This is a genomic window from Rhizobium sp. 05N430 (assembly GCF_056396985.1).
Window position 1 is genome coordinate 115,861 of the sequence record NZ_JBFTMO010000015.1, and the last position, 15,440, is coordinate 131,300.

Sequence of the window (15,440 nt, forward strand, 5' to 3'; positions counted from 1 at the left end):
GCATCGACTTCAACACCAGGAATTTCAGCGATGCAGGGTCGCGCCGCGGGACAGCCATGGGACCAATGCACGCGAGTTCGCGTGCCACCTGCCGTTAACAGCACGTTTGACGATTCCGATCTCCTTTCGCTACGCGGGGGTCTGCAGGAGGCATTTTCGTGCGGTCTGGAGATCGTTGCCTTCGATCCCAACCGGAACGATTATCTGCTGCTGCCGATCTTGCGTGGCCCTGCCGAGAAATAAGCCGTGCCGGCGGGGCATGACGGTAGGAAAGATGCGCTGATAAACTTTTGCCCTGCAGCCGCCGGAATACGAATCGAGGCCGGGTCCTGCCAACGCCGCTTACGCGACGCCCGCCACAGGCGTTCAATATTTCTTCTTGCGAACGATCTTGTTGCCGCGTGGTCCGCTCAAGACAGGTGTTCGCTCACGGTTTTCCGCAAGCAGGCTGCGCCAGCGTTCCAAGCGATCGGCGGACAGGGCGCCACTTGCAACAGCTGCCCGGACGGCGCATCCGGGTTCACGGGCATGGGTGCAGTCGCGAAAGCGGCAAAGCGGCGCCAGCTCGGTGATTTCAGCAAAGAGTGTATCTATGCCGTCGGCAACATCGCTCACGTAAAGTGTTCTTATTCCTGGCGTATCAATGACCCAGCCGCCGCCTGAAATTGCGTGCAGGGATCGAGCCGTGGTCGTGTGCCGGCCCTGTGAATCATATTCCCGGATTGCGCCCGTCTTTTGCTTCGCGTCAGATTCCGACCCCGTCATTGTGTTCACAAGCGTCGATTTTCCGACACCGGAGGATCCCACCAGCGCGACCGTCTGACCTGCGCCGCACCAAGGTCTCAACTGCGACACCGCATCGGCAGAGCGCCCGTTCACGGCGACGACAGGCACATCCCGTTGTAGCGCCCCGGCTTCCGCCATGAACCGGCGGGCGTCTTCAGTGACGTCGGCCTTTGTCAGTACAATCACCGGGCTACTGCCGGCTTGGATCGCCATGATCAGGTAGCGTTCCAGCCGGGCGAGATTGAAATCGGCATTGCACGAGGTCACGATGAACAGTGTGTCGATATTGGCCGCAACAAGCTGATGGCCACGTCCACCTTCCGGGCGCCTTTGAAAGACACTTTTCCGATCGAGACGGCTGACAAGCATATCGGTCAGGGGATCGGCAAGAACCCAATCGCCCACCGCATAGTCAGCAGTGTTGGCGTGGGCTGGAAGTTCCAGTCCGACTGGCCCAGTGACATCGACTGCCTCGATGCGTGCGCGGTGAACCGAAGCGATACGTCTGGGAACCAAGTCCACCTCGCTGGGCTGGACCTGTTTCGCGAAGAATTCAGACCACCCAAGCAGTTCGAGCGGTGAAGGTATGGGTAAGCGGGTCAATCCTGCACCGTATCCGGATAAGTTGTCATAACGGGCGCCCTCAATGCTGTTTCGCGGGTTGGCGCCTAGCGGCGTGGCTGATCCCGCTTTGGCAGAGAGGTTGCATAGGCCGCAGCCTCGCCGGGATAGGGGAAATCTTCCCCGAGTTGACGGTCACCGTCATAGACCTTGAAGGCAGGCCCATCAAATTCAACGATCTTATAGCCGTTCACATATTCAAACTTCGGTGTTTTCCAACCCAAAAAGTTCTCCAGTACCGGCCCACGTTTCGCAGTTTCGAGAATGATGCTCAACGGCTCATGTGCAGTCGGCTGTCATCTACCACTTATTAGCACAAAATGCGATTAATCAACGCGGCAATAAAGATGCGCATTTCCCGCCGGCGCTCAGGAAGGCATCGCGAACATGCGGGCTTCAGCTCAAGGCCTCAGCAAGATAACGCGCCCAGCGCAACTGACCATCAGCGGATCCGATCAGGTCTTGGCGGATCTCCACCAGCACGGCATCTAGCCTCCGGTCTTCGCCATGGACAGGGATGGCGTAGTCGCTCATCCGTTCGATGACATAGGGCACGTTCGCGCCGATCCTCAGCTTGGTGATCTCCGTCAGACGGTTGATCATCTGCCTGCCCAATCCGAACGACCTGCTGAACAGGATACCGGCATGCCAGGGGCGCTGCTCTCCCAGGAACACTGGTGTGAACGAATGGATCGCAATGATCTTGGTTGGCCGTCCTTGCTGCTGGCGCAGGTCGAGATGCCGCGAGATTGCAGCCTGGAACGGCGTGAATATTCTGTCTGTTCTGAGTTGCCTGTCTTCGGCCCCAAGCAGGAAATTGCCGGGAATATCGGTTGCTTCGGATCGCTCGGGAATGCTTGTCGGGCTTCCGGGCGGCCTGTTGAGGTCGATGAGAAGCCGCGAATACTTGCCGATGAAACACGGGGCGTCGAGATGCAATGAAAGCGCGCGGCTTACGGCTTCTGCTCCGATATCCCAGGCGATATGGCGAACCAGGTCTTCGGGCGGTAACCCGAGGCCGTCAAACACCTCCGGAATGTAATTCGAGGCGTGCTCGCAAATCAGCACGATCTCGGACTGGCCTTCGGCGTTGAGCACCTCGACCGGATCTGGCCACGCGTGAAAATCTGATGTCCGGCTGCTCAATAGACCGCCCTGTAGCTGGCGCAGGTCGCCTCCTCGTCGAGGCCTTCAAGCGACTTGATTTCGAACGCCTTCATTCCGGTGAATGTATCCAGGAATACCTTCGGGAACCATGATGCGACGACCGGATCGCCTTGCAGTGCCTCGAGGGCGTCCTCAAGCGTTTCCGGGAGCCGTCGAAGACCCAGCTCTGCGCGGTCTGCTTCCGTCAGTTCGTCGGGGTCGCCGGAGTGAACGGGCGGACAGGGCAGCCGCGCCTTCAGGCCTTCCAGACCGGCGCGAACAATGGCCGCCAGCGCCAGATAGGGATTTGCCGTCGCGTCGGCAGCACGATATTCGACGTTGAAGCTTTTCGCCGGATCGTTGCCGCTGATCGTCACCGTCGGGCATATCCTGAGGGTCGCTTCCCGGTCCTTGTCGCCGAGCCAAGTGTAGGAAGAGCTCCAATTGTGCGGCTTCAGACGAAAGTAGGAGGATACGCTCGACGCCGTTAATGCGGTGATCGCGGGAAGATGCTTGAGGATGCCGGCGCAGAAGGCGCCAGCCGCTTCCGACAGTCCCGATGGCCCTGAAGCGTTATAGGAGGCGGGTTGTCCATCGGCCCCGACGAGACTGAAATGAATGTGGACGCCGTTTCCGACCGATGATGGCGATGTCTTCGGCGCAAATGACGCCTTCCAGCCGCGGTTACGGGCGATTTCGCGGATGATCTCGCGCAGAGCGACGGCACGGTCGGCGGCTGCAAGTCCTGTTGACGGTGCATTCGTCACCTCGAACTGGTCCTCGCCATATTCCGAGATGATGACTTCTGGTTTGAGGCCGGCTTCATCGAGCGCCTCCATCACCTGCGAGGCGAAGCCATCCACGCGCCGCAAGCCGGCAAAGGACATCACATGTTCGCGCGGCAGACCGGCTTCCAGCAGTTTGAACTCATGCTCGAAAGCGGCAACGATCGTCAGTCCGGTCTGTGCCTTCAGGTCATCGAGAGCATTTGCCAGGATGGATCTGGTGCAGCATCCCCATGGCTGGCCGTCCAGTTCCACAAGGTTGCCCGGCACCATATCGAATGGCGTGTCCGAGCCCGTCTTTGCGGTGCGAAACCGTGCTGCCGCATCCGGCAGCAATCGCAGATCGCCCGAGGAGCCCCACGGATTGGGATGCGCGATGACGTTGAACGGCGTCAGCGAAAGGTTCGCCTGCAGCCAGCCGACGCCGCCCGTAAGCATCTTTTCAAAAGCGCTGCTGGCGACAAAGCGGCCCCGGGTCACCGCAGCAATGTCGGTCGTGACGATCCCGGTCAGAGCCCCGGCGCCGGTCATGCAGCTGACCTCGCAGCCAGGCGGTTGACGACCGTATCGGTGTCGGTGACCCAGCAATAGCCACCGAATGCCTTCAAGGCGATGTCATGGCGTTCCTGGGACGCGGCGGCACAGGCGTCGGATACGCAGGTCACGTAGTAACCGCGATCTGCCGCGTCTCTGACGGCCATGTCGACGCATTGGTCGGTCATGATGCCAGAGATGATCAGGTAGCGCATGCCGAGATTCTTGAGAACGTAGTCGATGTTGGTCGAGTTGAAGACGCCGGACGACGTCTTCGGGATGAGGATCTCGTCATTCCTCGGGCCGAGATTTTCAGGAGGAAAGCCCTCAGGGCTGCTTGGCGGGATATGGATTGGCGTCAGCTTGTGATCGAGCGATCTGTCACGGCCATCCTCCGTCAGGCTCTGGATGATCGTGTGCAACACCTCGATGCCGTTCGCTCTTGCCGCTGCAAGCAGGCGCTCGTTGTTCGGAATGGTGACCGATGCCGTCTGGCGGTAGAAATAGTGATCGGGACCACGCTCCGGATGATCGGGATCGAGCCCCGGTTCCAGCCAGATGCGCTGCATGTCGACGAGCAAGATCGCCGTTTCGCCTGGGACGTATGGGGCATCCCGCCTCAGAAGTGGGCTAGGCATCGCTTGTGGTACCTTTCGTGCGCTTGGGGCCGGGTTGGGTGGAGCTGACATTGTCGGCGCCATCGAGCGTGACGGCATTGTAGGCACGCACAGCTTCGAGGCTTTCAACGCGCCTGCGCGTCGCATCGTCGAGCGAGGCGAGAATTTGTGCTACCAGCGCCTCGATCTGGGCCACGGCCGGTGCCAGCGTGTCGTAGGGCGAAGGGACGTCCAGAGGACAGATGATCGTGACTTCGGCATGTTCCGCAATCGGCGAGAGCCACTGATCGGTAAACAGGATGACGGATGTTCCGCGATCGGCGGCCTGCGAGGCAAAGGCGATGACGTCGTTCTGATATCGCCTGTAGTCGAAGGCGATCAGCACATCGCGCTTGCCATAGTCGACCAGAATGTCGAACGACTGTGCGGAAAGCGTGCCGATATCCTGCACGTTCGGCCGAAACTGCGACAGATATCCGGACAGCATTCCGGCGATGTGGCGGCTGAAGCGGCCGCCGACCAGGCCGACGCGTCCCTTGGCCGCCATGATGATCTTGGCGACCTTATCATAGGTATTGCTGGGCGTCGCGCCGATCGTCTTGTCGATGGTCTCGGAGACAGCGTGAAGATAGGCCTCTGCAATGCCCTGGACCGCGCCATCGTGCCTCTTTGCCTCCATCATCAGCAATGGAGAATGGAGACGGGCCTCGACTTCCGACAGCAACCGCTTCTGCAAATCGGGAAAACCCTCAAAGCCAAGCTTGACCGCAAGACGAACGACAGTCGCATCGCTGACGCCTGCCTTTTTGGCGAGATTTCCGGCCGTACCAAGGCCGGACGCCGGATAGTCGGCCAGCAGAATCTGCACGATCCGTTCTTCCGACGGCGTCAGCACCAGCTTTTGATCCAACAGCAATGTCCTGACGTCCGTCACGGCTGCTCCCCCTGAATTTCAATCTGCGAAATACAGTAAAATGGCAAAATGTGAAAGGAATTTTTCAGATTGTCCCTTCTGTGGCACCGTCCCCGTTTCTTGTCGATCTCATTTCAAGCCTTTGCGCTTCATCCCATCATGAAATGATATTGACATCGCGGCGGGCAGAGGCCTAACGTTCTCGCAACGCAGCAACAGACTGCGGGAACAAGTCGAATAGCACCGTACAGCATGCACCGCTCCGCGCATTGGCGTGGAGGAGCGCCGAGAATTTGATTTCGCGCGAAAGCCTCTTTGCGTCGAAATTCCTTCTCCAACTCCGGCTGTATTTAGGGGCCTCAAACTTTGACGATCTTCCCGCGCATCGGCAGGCTTCGCGTGATTTGGGGACGTGGAATGAAACGTAGCGGACTGCATCTGACGGCGTTGAGCCAGGAGACGATCGTGGCCGCGATCGCCGTCATCATCTTTATCGTGGCGTCGGCTACTCTGCCTGGTTTCTTCACGGCCGAAAACGTCGTCTCGATCATCCGCTCGGTATCCGTGCTCGGCATCCTGGCGCTTGGAATGGCCGTCGTCATCATCGGGCGTGGCATCGATCTGTCGGCCGTCGCCGTCATGGCGATGTCCGTCGCGTGGTATCTCCAGCTGCTCAACGATGGAAGCTCCGGCTGGCAAGGGCTCGCCCTTGTGCTCGCAGGGGTCGTCGGTATCGGCCTGCTCAACGGCTTTCTGGTCGCTTATGCCGATGTGCCGGCGATCTTCGTCACCCTTGCCAGCGGTTCGTTCGTCTTCGGCTTCGTGCGCTCGCAGCTGATCGCCCAGGATGCCGTGCCGGTTCCGCCCGACAACTGGCTGCAGCTGTTCGGCGGCCTGCGCTTTCTCGACATCCCGATCGAGGTCTTCATTTTCGCCGCTCTCGCGTTCGTTATCTTCCTGTTCCTTCGCTACACCAAATGGGGACGCTACGTGTATTATGCCGGGGACAATCCGGTCGCCGCCCGCAACGCGGGCATGCCCGTCCGGCCGATGCTGGTCTTTCGTTACGTCCTCTCCGCGCTCGTCGCGTTTCTTGCCGGCCTGCTGACGGCCGCCAGCCTTCACTCGATCAATACGCGCGTCGTCAACTCGACGCTCCTCTATGACATCGTGCTGGTCGCGGTGATTGGCGGGATCGGCCTTTCGGGGGGAAAGGGGAGCGTTCGCAACGTGCTGTTCGGGTCGGCGCTGATCGGCATCATGCTGAACGCGATGACCATCATCGACATCCCGCTGATCTACCAGAACCTGATCAAATCCACGATCCTGCTCGTCGCCATCGTAATCGACGGGCTTCTCAATCCGCGTGACGAGCAGACGGCCCAGCAGGGGGACATCTGAACGTGGCGCGGGACGAACGAATTCATCCGTCAACTCATCGGGGGACCCCATGAAATACGTGAAGGCACTCTTTGCCGCAGCGACTTTGTCGCTGTCGGTTTTCGTAACCGCCGCTCCAGCGCAGGAAGATCCGGGTCCGGCAGCTTATTCCCAGGCCCTCAAAGGCAAGCGGGTGATGCTCGTTCCGATGGCCATGGGCTTCGACCTCGCGCAGGGCTGGGCGCATTATCTCCAGACCGAAGTTGAGGCCTTCGGCGGCGTGTTCGAGACCCGCGACCCCAACTGGAGCGTCGAGGCCGGCGCTCAGGCGATCACCGAGGCGATCTCCTCGGACACCCGGCCGGATGTCCTCATCGTCCATTCGCCGGACCTGAACTCCTACGCGCGTCTGCTCAAGAAGGCGCAAGCCGCCGGCACATACGTCATCCTGATCGACAATCCTGCAAACTTCGCCGCTGACGCTTTCGTCGGCAGCGATTGGGACCGCCTTGGCCAGCTGGAAGCCGAAGCGGTGATCAAGGGCTGCGGGCCCAATTCCTCGAAGAAGATCGGCCTCGTCCAGGGCGACCAGGTCAATGCCTCCAGCCTCTACCAATATGCAGGCATCACCAAGGTTCTGGCGAAGAACCCGGATTTCCAGGTGGTCGCGAAACCCGATTCCAACTGGGATGCGACGACCTCCCGCAACGTCACCACGACGATGCTCCAACAGCACCCCGATATTTGCGGCATCATCGATTTCTGGGATGGCGACGCCTCGGGTGCAGCTGCGGCCATTCGCGATGCCAAGCTGCAGGACAAGGTGTTCCTCGTCACCACCGGCGGCGGTGAAAAGGCTGCCGACTGCGATAATCTGGAAAACGGCACCTACGGCGCTGTCGTGATGACCGAACTTCATCACCAGTCGCGCGACATCAACGCCATCATCAAATTCCTGTTGCAGAGCGGCCAGCCTGCCGGCACCTCCAAGGCTTATATCTACACCCTGGAAAAGGCGACGACCAAGGCGGACCTGAAGCCCGACAGCTGCTGGGACCTCAAGGCACTGAAGACGGCTGCGAAGTAAGCACCTGTCTGCAAATGGAGCCCCTCGGCCGAGGGGCTTCGCACGTCTTCCCCATCTCATCCGGTCCATACACATGACATTCAGAGAACGCTTGCAGGCGTGGCGATACAATTTGATCCCGGATCACCTCGCCGGCGAGATCCTGACCAAGCGCTGGACCGACAATGCAATACCATTCCTTGCCCTGGTGATCGTCGTCGCCGGATTTGGCTCGGCAATCCCGGGTTTCTTCAAGATCAATTCGCTCCAGGATTCGACCCGTCAGCTCGGCGAGTTCTCGATCGTCGTCACCGGGCTGACCGTCGTCATGCTGGGGGGCGGGATCGATCTTTCGGTCGGTTCGATTTTTGCGCTGTCCTGCTTTGCGGCCGTCTCCACCTTCTTCATCTTCGAGCAGCCCGTCTGGGTCGCCCTGCTGGCCTCGATCGCGACCGGTGTCGCTTTCGGTGCGATCAACGGCTATCTGGTCGGTTTTCTCAGGCTCCGGGCATTTCTGACGACGCTGGTGACCTTCATCATCGGCAGAGCGGTCTACGACATCCTCGTCGTCAATTTCGCCGCCCAGATCCAGATGTCCTCGGCCATGTCCGACGTCTGGGATTTCGTCGGCGATGGCACGGTGCTCGGCATATCTGTGTCCGTCCTGACGGCGATCGTCTTCATCGTCCTGACGCATATTGCCCTGACGCGGTCGCGCCCAGGCTGGCATATTCTCGCCGTCGGCGGCTCGCGCCGCTCGGCGCATAATGCCGGCATCAAGGTCAAGCGGACCGTGTTCCTGACCTATGTATTCTCTGGGCTTTGCTCCTCGATCGCAGGCTTCCTGATTGCCTGCCGGCTGAGCGGGGCAGGGCCCGGCACGGGCCTCAACCTCGAGATTCTGGCGCTTACGGCGGCGGTCGTCGGCGGCAATAGTCTTGGCGGCGGAAGAGGGTCGGTCATCAAGGGCCTGATGGGCGCAATCATCGTCCTCGTCATGACCAACGGTCTTATCCGGCTGGGTTACGGAACCGGCACCAACCAGATGGTACTCGGCCTGATGCTGGCAGTCGCCGTCACGATCGATATCAGATGGCTGAAGAACCGTCACAAGGTCTTGAACGAAGTCTATGTCGCTCCCGTCTACCTGCGCATGGGGGAAGCGCAATCCGCCGTCCCCGGTTCGGGCACGCCCTATGCGCTGGACGACCGGTTGTCGCAGACGCAATATATCGGCCTTGGCGAGCTCGAAGGTCCCGAGGATGTCATCCTTGATGATGACGACAATCTCTATTGCGGCACGCGTCACGGCGAGATCGTCCGCTTCTTCGCCCCTGATTACCAGCGCTCGGAAGTCTTTGCCCATGTCGGCGGCTTCCCGCTGGGCCTCGCCTTCGACAAGGGCCGCAACCTGATCAGCTGTGTCGGTGCGATGGGTCTCTATTCGATCGCGCCGGACCGTACGGTGACCAAGCTGACGGCCGAGACATCGAGGTCCTGGACTTCCGTCGTCGATGACGCGCGGCTGCGCGACCCGAACGACTGCGACATCGCGCCCGACGGCCGGATCTACTTCACCGACTCGACGAAGCGATACGACGCGCATGACTGGGCGCTGGACTCGATCGAAAACCGCGCGACGGGCCGCTTGCTGGTCTACGATCCAAAGACTGGCAAGACCAAGACCCTGCTGGATGGGTATCGCTACACCAACGGCGTTTGCGTCGCCCATGACGGCAACTCAATCTTCTTTGCCGAAAGCTGGGCCTGCCGTGTTCACCGCTACTGGCTGGAGGGGCCGAAGGCCGGGACCGCCGAATGCGTGATCGCTGATATGCCTGGCTATCCCGACAATATCAATCGCGCCTCGGACGGCACCTATTGGATGGCCTGGCTCGGCATGCGAACACCAAGCTTCGACCTGTCGCTTCGCCACCCAGGCATGCGCAAGCGTATGACCCGGCGCCTCCCTCAGGACGACTGGCTGTTTCCGAACATTAACACCGGCGGCATCGTCAAATTCGATGAGACCGGAACCATCCGTGATGCCATGGCCGATCTTTCCGGTGTCTCACACCCGATGGTCACATCGATGCGCGAGCACAAGGGCTATCTCTACGTCGGGGGCATCCTGAATAACCGCGTCGGCCGCTACAAGCTCTCGAGCGCCAGTCAGACATGGACCGGGCCGTCCTCCTATTGGGGGAGCGCTCGATGATTTTCGATCCGATCCTCGATCTGTTTCGCGGCAAGGCCGTGACCATCCCGCCGCTCGACGGTGCATTTCGTCCGAACCAGGCGCTCGACGATGCGCCGCTGATCGCGACACTTCCTGACGTCGACAATGCGCTCGTGCACGATGGCCGGCTCGTCGTCTCGTCCGGACGAAAACTGCTTTCTATCTCGTCCACAGGGCAACAAGAGGTGTTGCAGGAGTTCGATGCGGAAATCTGCGCAACGGCGGCGTCGGCGTCGGGGACGCTGGCGATCGCTCTAGTGTCCGGCTCACTCGTTCTCGATCGCGAAGCGCTGCCGCTCCCTAAAGAGATCAGGTGCATCACCGCGCTTGCCTTCGCCCCCGATGGGGCATTGTGGCTGGCAAATGGTGCAGATCGCATCGCGCCGGATCAATGGGCACGGGATCTCATGTCAAAAGGGCGCTCAGGAAGCGTCTGGAAGATCGAACCCGGCAGCCGGGCGCCGCGCAAGGTCGCCGGCGGCCTGGCATTCCCCTATGGGCTTCTGGCAAATTCCGATGGCGTTGCCGTCAGCGAAGCCTGGCATCACCGGATCGTCAGGATCTCGGCATCAGGCCCCATAGAGACAGTGGTCGACAATCTTCCCGGATACCCAGCGCGGCTTTCTCAGGCCGCCGATGGGGGAGCGTGGCTCTCGATCTTTGCTCCGCGTAACCGCCTGATCGAATTTGTTCTTCAGGAGCAGCGGTATCGTGAAGACATGATGGCAAGCGTCCCGCCCGAATTCTGGATCGCGCCATCGCTCTCATCGGGAACGAGTTTTCTCGAGCCGCTGCAGTGCGGCGGCATCAAGACCATGGGAATCCACAAGCCTTGGTCACCGAGCCGCTCCTACGGTCTGGTCGTCAAGCTTGATGCCCGGCTGCAACCGCTATCAAGCCTGCACAGCCGCGCCGATGGCATCAGGCACGGCACCACCAGCGTTGCCGAACACGAGGGCAGGCTATTCATCACCTGCAAGGGCGCCGGCATGCTCGTATCCATGGATGTGGCGGAGGTCAGATAGAATGGCGGCAGCAAACGAGATCATCGTCCACCTGGAGAACGTCACCAAGGAGTATCGCGGCGTTCCCGCGGTCAAGAATGTCAGCTTCGATTTGCGCAAGGGCGAAGTCCACGCGCTGCTGGGCGAAAACGGCGCCGGCAAGTCGACGCTGACGAAGATCATCGCCGGTGTCGTCGAACGGACGTCCGGTACCATGACCCACCATGGCAAGGAGGTCAGCTACGGCTCGCCGTACCAGGCGCTGGACGCCGGCATCGCAATGGTCTTCCAGGAGACCAGTCTCGTACCGTCCATGACGGTGGCACAAAATCTCTATCTGGGGACGGAAGGCTTTCTGAACCGCCTGCGCGGCATCTACATCTCCGCTCAGCAGTTTTTGCAGTCACTCAACTTCCCTGTCGATCCGACGGCTATGGTCGAAACCCTGGGTGCCGCCAAGAAGCAGATGGTCGAGATTGCCCGCGCCGTTCACCACAATGCCGAGATCATCATTTTCGACGAGCCGACTGCAACGCTGACCCCTGAAGAGAAGCGCCACTTTTTTGCACTCGTGAGGCGGTTGAAGGCGAGGGGAGTGTCGATCGTCTTCATCAGCCATGCGCTCGAGGAAGCGTTGGCGATCGCCGATCGCATCACCATCCTTCGTGATGGTGAACTCGTCGCATCGGGAGACACGTCGGAGTTCGACCGGGAAAAGATCATCGCGGCGATGGTCGGCAGAACGCTCACCGGAGAGCTTTATCGCAAGCGTGATTCATCCACCATCCGTAAGCCCGGCAAGAAGGTGCTCTCGGTTCAGGACCTGTCGATGAGCAATGTTGTGCGCAACAACTCGTTCTCGATTTTCGAAGGACAGATCACCGGCGTCTTCGGGCTTATCGGATCGGGCCGGACCGAAACCTTCAAGGTCGTCTCCGGCATCTACAAGCGCGACTTCAAGCGCGGCGGCTCTGTCGAGCTCGATGACAAGCCCGTCCGCTATTACGTTCCCCGCGAGGCGGTGAAGGACGGCATCGTCTACGTCACCGAGGATCGAAAGAGCGAGGGTTTTTTCGAAACGATGTCGATTGCCGAGAATATCTTCGGCGGTCTTCTGTCCGCCGACCGCGAGAAGAGCAGCATCATCAGCAAGAGCGAGATGCACAAGCTTGCCGTCGAGTGGACGAGCAAGCTGAACATCCGCGCGATCAACGACAACGCGCGCGTCGTTGAACTGTCAGGCGGCAACCAGCAGAAAGTCGTGATTGGCAAGGGTCTCGTTCAGGAGCCGCGGGTGGTGATCTTTGACGAGCCGACCCGCGGCGTCGATGTCGGCGCCATCGCTGAAATCCATCAGATCATCAATGAGCTCGCCGATCGCGGATTGGCGGTCGTGGTGATTTCATCCTATCTGCCAGAGATCATGAACCTGTCGGACCGCATCCTTGTCTGCAGGCAGGGCCGGATCGTCGAGGAATTTTCGCCAGGCGATTCCACCGAGGCAAAGATCATGTACGCTGCCGTCCACTGACGAGCGAAAGGAACGACAATGGCGACCGTGAAACTCCTGACCGATGCCGAAATCGAAGTGATCCCGGCTGCGAAGGCCGTTTTCGACGATATCCGGGCGACCCGAAAGTCGGATTTCATCAACAACTTCTGGCGTGGCCTCGCCAATGATCCGCCCTTGCTGAAGCGCACTTGGGAAAGCCTCAAGGCCGTCATGGCTGTCGAAGGCGTCCTCGATCCGCTGACGCGCGAGATGATCTACATAGCGGTCTCTACCGCAAATGGCTGTTCCTATTGCGTCCATTCGCACACGGCCGCAGCGAAGGCGCGTGGCATGACTGAAGCTCAGCATGCGGAACTGCTGGCGGTGATAGGGCTCGCAGGGCAAACAAATCATCTTGTCACCGCGATGCAAATTCCGGTCGATGAGGCGTTTCTCTAGAGAAGCTAACCCAAGCGCATTATGGCCGCCTTGAGGGTAGGGCATCAGCCACTTTCCCGCAAATAGGAAGCAAAGGCTTCGCCCCAAGTCGGTCAACCGTTGCTGGGTGACATTGGCAAGATCCGTGTCCCCGGGCATGAAGCGTCGGATGCGTTTGTTGGTGTTCGACGCTTTGGAACGATATTGAGACCTTCGGCATTCTTCACCACCTGCGCGACGAGACGATCCTCACGCTCGAACGTGAGATCGCCTATCCGGCTGGGCGCCGAACCGGCCGTTTATTCGGCTTCCGCCGTCGCCAAGGATTTCTTTGCCGATCTGGCCAGACAGGCTGAGGAATACCTTCAGGAAGTAGAGGCACTCACAGGCAATCGATAGCGGTGCAAACCAGCTTTTCGGTCAGCCGACGCTACGGCGACAGCAGCTTTTGCCAGCATGGAGAATGAGCGCAACGAAATCAGGTAGCACTAGCGTGGCATGGTGCTCCGGGTTTACGACGCGGCGGTTCGGGCGCCCTGCCTCACATTATAAACTGGCATTGAATCTTTACGGGAAAATCGTCGAAGGACGTCTGAGCGGCAGGGCGTTAGTCGAACATCTTCTTGATCGTTGCGACGGCGAGGAACATCCGCATCGCGTTGGTGGCCAAGGGCTGAAAGCCGTATCGCTTGTAAAGCTTCACCCGCCTCTCGGTTCGCGCTGCATCACCGCAATCAAGGACATCGAGCATGACGATAGCCGTCCCTATCTCATCGGAGATCCGCGCTATTCTCATGAGACAGTCGATCAGCAAATCGCCGCCGTAACCGCTGCCCGCGAATTTCAGGTCGCGACCGATCATCGAGATGTAGGCGGCCGGAATTGAGCCGTGTCCGGGGCGGTCACGGGCAAACTTCTTCGGAAGCTCGGTATAGTCTACGGCATGGTTGTTGATGGCGTAGAAGCCCATCACTAGGCCTCCGTCTCGAGTCATCACGAAAACACGAAGATTGTCGCTCTTTTGAAGCTTGTTTGCCGTCTTCTGGAAAAAGTTATCGACCTGCTCAATCCCGCAAGAAAACGCCGCCCGATCGTGCTTCGAAGGATCGAACGGCTCGATGATCGGCTTTGGTGCCTCACTCTGCGGCATTATTTTGAGACGACAGTCGCGCTATGGCGCTTGAAAGCTGCCTTAAGGCTATCTGTCGGCTCTGGCGGATTGTCCAGTGCCGCAAAAAAGGCAGCATGATCGGCCGGCTGCAAAAGGGTCCGTTCATGAGCGGCAATCGTGGTCATAGCCGCTTGATAAGCCGCGTTGATGGTAAAAGCCGAATCGTCCACACCGGACAGCGCAGCAGCACGTTGGATTGCTGTCTTGATCCGCGCCTTCGTACGAAAGCCCATACGTGCGTCGCTTGGCTCATCGATCTCTGCGGTCATATCTTTGAAAGCAACCATCATCGCCTCCTGGTCAGGATAATAGTGTCATTATGTATGTACGTCTAAACGACGTACACGTCAAGTTAGCAGATGGATCATTGTACGTCATACATACGTACAATGACGATCGAACTGCGTCCATGATTCTTTTGATCGGCTGTTCCGGCAGCGCTGCTGTTGTCGTCGAAGAAACAGAACCATCGACTTCAACGTTCAGCAATCGTGAAAAACAGCAGGGGTCCTTAATTCACGCAACCGCACCGCTATCAGTGAAAATTCCGCGCCTTGATCTTCAGTGTGTCGATATGAAGGTCCGGAACGAACATATCGCGCGGAGCGATGACCGGCTTCGGTGTATCCCGCGGATCCGGCCCTCAGCAAAAGCGTCGCCGCGGCCGGCCGGCAATCTGAAGGCCTCGTCGCGATCGGCGAGGTCGAGATCGCCAGACAGGTCGAACAGCTGATGGGCAACGAGATGACCGACCTGCCAGCGCTTCTCGAACAGCGTCGGCCAGACGACAGGGTTGGCGGGCCGGTTTCGTCCTCGATGGTGATGAACATGAAGCCTTTTGCGGATCCCGGCTTTTGGCGCACGAGGACAAGGCCGGTCGTATAGACCCATCGCACGTCGCGAGCGCTCACCGCATCGGCGCAGGTGATGATGTTGCGCGCCGAAAGATCCTCGCGGAGGAAGGCAATCGGATGCTGCCGCAGGGGCAGCCCGGTATCGCTGCAATCCTAGATAACGTTATGGCCATCCGTCATCTCCCGACGTGCCACCGCCGGCTCCTGCTGCAGTGAGTTCCATAATGTGGATTATGCGATCATCGTGTGTAGCCGCAAAGTTAGAATGTCCTGTTTCTGCAAAGTTGGAATGTCACACTCCCCGGGTCTGAATGACGTCTGGGAGATTGCAGATGGGATTGATTGCGATGAGCGAACGCGATCTGCAGCGGATCGAGATTTTGTCGAAGGTGGT

At 59.4% G+C, this 15,440-nt stretch carries 14 protein-coding genes and 1 pseudogene; 6 read left to right on the forward strand and 9 right to left on the reverse strand.

Translation table 11 applies throughout. The features are described 5' to 3' along the window. Positions 1-366 precede the first annotated feature (366 nt). From rsgA to AC1DJO_RS24440, 6 genes are all read right to left on the reverse strand, one after another. Complete coding sequence (rsgA, locus tag AC1DJO_RS24415; RefSeq protein WP_112446044.1) at positions 367-1,389, reverse strand: ribosome small subunit-dependent GTPase A; 1,023 nt, start codon at positions 1,387-1,389, stop codon at positions 367-369. A 65-nt stretch (positions 1,390-1,454) separates the two neighbouring features. Next, entirely contained in the window at positions 1,455-1,682 is a 228-nt protein-coding gene (locus AC1DJO_RS24420; RefSeq protein WP_148194358.1) for a hypothetical protein, read from the reverse strand. A gap of 121 nt (positions 1,683-1,803) precedes the next feature. Beyond that, on the reverse strand, positions 1,804-2,553 hold the full coding sequence (locus AC1DJO_RS24425; protein WP_112446043.1) for an N-formylglutamate amidohydrolase: 750 nt from the start codon (positions 2,551-2,553) through the stop codon (positions 1,804-1,806). Beyond that, positions 2,550-3,869, reverse strand: coding sequence for a glutamine synthetase family protein (locus AC1DJO_RS24430; protein WP_112446042.1), 1,320 nt, complete (start codon positions 3,867-3,869; stop codon positions 2,550-2,552). Before AC1DJO_RS24430 ends, AC1DJO_RS24425 begins: the two co-directional genes overlap by 4 nt. Then, positions 3,866-4,510, reverse strand: a complete 645-nt coding sequence (locus AC1DJO_RS24435; RefSeq protein ID WP_112446041.1) for a cysteine hydrolase family protein — start codon at positions 4,508-4,510, stop codon at positions 3,866-3,868. The genes AC1DJO_RS24430 and AC1DJO_RS24435 overlap by 4 nt, the downstream gene beginning before the upstream one ends. Then, positions 4,503-5,399, reverse strand: coding sequence for a MurR/RpiR family transcriptional regulator (locus AC1DJO_RS24440; RefSeq protein WP_442208283.1), 897 nt, complete (start codon positions 5,397-5,399; stop codon positions 4,503-4,505). The genes AC1DJO_RS24435 and AC1DJO_RS24440 overlap by 8 nt, the downstream gene beginning before the upstream one ends. A gap of 420 nt (positions 5,400-5,819) precedes the next feature. On the opposite strand from AC1DJO_RS24440, the gene AC1DJO_RS24445 reads away from it, so the two are divergent. From AC1DJO_RS24445 to AC1DJO_RS24470, 6 genes are all read left to right on the forward strand, one after another. Further along, positions 5,820-6,803: an ABC transporter permease gene (locus AC1DJO_RS24445; protein WP_112446039.1), complete on the forward strand. Its 984-nt coding sequence runs from the start codon at positions 5,820-5,822 to the stop codon at positions 6,801-6,803. Positions 6,804-6,852: 49 nt separating this feature from the next. After that, on the forward strand, positions 6,853-7,869 hold the full coding sequence (locus AC1DJO_RS24450) for a sugar ABC transporter substrate-binding protein (protein ID WP_112446038.1): 1,017 nt from the start codon (positions 6,853-6,855) through the stop codon (positions 7,867-7,869). Positions 7,870-7,942: 73 nt separating this feature from the next. After that, positions 7,943-10,066: an ABC transporter permease gene (locus tag AC1DJO_RS24455; RefSeq protein WP_112517600.1), complete on the forward strand. Its 2,124-nt coding sequence runs from the start codon at positions 7,943-7,945 to the stop codon at positions 10,064-10,066. Then, positions 10,063-11,112: an NHL repeat-containing protein gene (locus AC1DJO_RS24460; RefSeq protein ID WP_112446036.1), complete on the forward strand. Its 1,050-nt coding sequence runs from the start codon at positions 10,063-10,065 to the stop codon at positions 11,110-11,112. Before AC1DJO_RS24455 ends, AC1DJO_RS24460 begins: the two co-directional genes overlap by 4 nt. A 1-nt stretch (position 11,113) precedes the next feature. After that, entirely contained in the window at positions 11,114-12,622 is a 1,509-nt protein-coding gene (locus tag AC1DJO_RS24465; protein ID WP_112446035.1) for a sugar ABC transporter ATP-binding protein, read from the forward strand. 18 nt (positions 12,623-12,640) lie between these two features. Further along, positions 12,641-13,042, forward strand: coding sequence for a carboxymuconolactone decarboxylase family protein (locus tag AC1DJO_RS24470; RefSeq protein WP_112446034.1), 402 nt, complete (start codon positions 12,641-12,643; stop codon positions 13,040-13,042). Between the two features lie 586 nt (positions 13,043-13,628). Here AC1DJO_RS24470 and AC1DJO_RS24475 read toward each other — a convergent pair. From AC1DJO_RS24475 to dnaE2, 3 genes and pseudogenes are all read right to left on the reverse strand, one after another. Further along, positions 13,629-14,171, reverse strand: a complete 543-nt coding sequence (locus AC1DJO_RS24475; RefSeq protein WP_112386888.1) for a GNAT family N-acetyltransferase — start codon at positions 14,169-14,171, stop codon at positions 13,629-13,631. Further along, positions 14,171-14,479 (reverse strand): type II toxin-antitoxin system TacA family antitoxin, encoded by a 309-nt coding sequence (locus AC1DJO_RS24480; RefSeq protein ID WP_112386889.1) that lies wholly within the window; start codon positions 14,477-14,479, stop codon positions 14,171-14,173. Before AC1DJO_RS24480 ends, AC1DJO_RS24475 begins: the two co-directional genes overlap by 1 nt. Before the next feature lie 248 nt (positions 14,480-14,727). Further along, positions 14,728-15,256: pseudogene (dnaE2, locus tag AC1DJO_RS24485) on the reverse strand (error-prone DNA polymerase); the annotation flags it as partial. Positions 15,257-15,440: the final 184 nt, after the last annotated feature.

Coding starts and splice junctions, on each gene's coding strand:
- AC1DJO_RS24460 (WP_112446036.1), top strand. CDS start 10,063: ATGATTTTCGATCCGATCCTCGATCTGTTTCGCGGCAAGGCCGTGACC.
- AC1DJO_RS24475 (WP_112386888.1), bottom strand. CDS start 14,171: ATGCCGCAGAGTGAGGCACCAAAGCCGATCATCGAGCCGTTCGATCCT.
- AC1DJO_RS24455 (WP_112517600.1), top strand. CDS start 7,943: ATGACATTCAGAGAACGCTTGCAGGCGTGGCGATACAATTTGATCCCG.
- AC1DJO_RS24470 (WP_112446034.1), top strand. CDS start 12,641: ATGGCGACCGTGAAACTCCTGACCGATGCCGAAATCGAAGTGATCCCG.
- AC1DJO_RS24450 (WP_112446038.1), top strand. CDS start 6,853: ATGAAATACGTGAAGGCACTCTTTGCCGCAGCGACTTTGTCGCTGTCG.
- AC1DJO_RS24435 (WP_112446041.1), bottom strand. CDS start 4,510: ATGCCTAGCCCACTTCTGAGGCGGGATGCCCCATACGTCCCAGGCGAA.
- AC1DJO_RS24480 (WP_112386889.1), bottom strand. CDS start 14,479: ATGGTTGCTTTCAAAGATATGACCGCAGAGATCGATGAGCCAAGCGAC.
- AC1DJO_RS24465 (WP_112446035.1), top strand. CDS start 11,114: ATGGCGGCAGCAAACGAGATCATCGTCCACCTGGAGAACGTCACCAAG.
- AC1DJO_RS24445 (WP_112446039.1), top strand. CDS start 5,820: ATGAAACGTAGCGGACTGCATCTGACGGCGTTGAGCCAGGAGACGATC.
- AC1DJO_RS24430 (WP_112446042.1), bottom strand. CDS start 3,869: ATGACCGGCGCCGGGGCTCTGACCGGGATCGTCACGACCGACATTGCT.